Below are 1150 nucleotides of genomic sequence, written 5' to 3'. Positions count from 1 at the left end.
ATCCTTTATTTTGGGCGATGTTTTGGTCCCACATGATGCCATCTCGAAGCATAGAGTTTAGGATGACCACCATCTTGCGAACGCAGGCAATAATCGCCACTTTCTTTGGTTTTCCAGCTTCGAGTAATCGAGCGTAAGTGTCCTTGAAAACAGGATTACATTGCATGGCTGACATCATGGCCATGTACAAAACGGTTCTCACCTGTGCGCGGCCTCCTTGGATGACTCGTTTCCCTTTGTAGCGTCCGCTTTCACGTGTAATAGGGGCGACGCCGATGAGTGAAGCCGCTTGCTTGTTGGTAATGTAGCCTAACTCAGGCACATTGCTGATGATAGACGCAGCGGCGATATTGCCGATACCAGGTACGCTTTGTAAGAGGGTATTTTTAGTTTGGTATTCGGGGCAATCTTCGATGAGTTTGACAAGCTTATTTTCAATCTTTGAGACCTGATTTTTTATCGCAGTCAGGATGGGTATTATTGTCGAATGTAGGTGCTTAGGCAAAATTTGAATACGATTTTTCTCCATGGTCTGCATCGCGAGCAACTGATTGCGGCGAATTACTAAGTCACTCATTAAACGTATGTTCTTAGCCTTTATGACCGTCAAATCAGGTTTAATGGCTTCACCATAATGGGCGATAAGCTGTGCATCTAAGCGGTCATTTTTGGCTCTACGACCAATAGCACCGGCAAAGCGTTTGATATGAACAGGATTGGCACGAACAATAGGCAACTTGGCCTCGGTACACGCTAACACGAAGGGCATTTCTAGGCGCCCAGTCGCTTCGATAACGATACGCTGTGGGTTGTGTTTTTTGATAGTAGTTAAGGCTTGTTTGATACCCTTTTCGTTGTTTGGCACGGTAAAAAAGACATCGAGTGGACGGATGTAAATGTCGAGCTGTGATTTGCCGGTATCAACACCAATATTAATGTTTTGAAGTGTGTTTGTATTCATAATAAGCTAACTCTTGCTTGCGAAATGCGGGTTCGAGACCCAGTCGACTATTCGAGGTTTATGCTTGGAGTCCTATGAGGCGTTCATGTTTGTTATCGGTCTCTCGACAGAGGAGCCAGCGTTCAACCGAACTGCCACATAGAAAGCTTTAGTTGCCGCTAAAGCCTGGGTCTCACTTTACCCTTTTGG

Annotated in this window: 1 protein-coding gene; it reads right to left on the bottom strand. The window is 45.5% G+C overall.

The features are described from left to right. Positions 1–961, bottom strand: a 961-nt coding sequence (locus tag ACF8D4_RS09425) for an IS110 family transposase (RefSeq protein WP_392465034.1), incomplete at its 3' end; no start/stop codon positions are given. Between the last annotated feature and the right edge of the window lie 189 nt (positions 962–1150).

The sequence above is a fragment of the Shewanella sp. YQ_9 genome (assembly GCF_043103185.1).
GTDB lineage: Bacteria > Pseudomonadota > Gammaproteobacteria > Enterobacterales > Shewanellaceae > Shewanella > Shewanella algae.
This window is presented reverse-complemented; position numbering and strand designations above follow the sequence as displayed.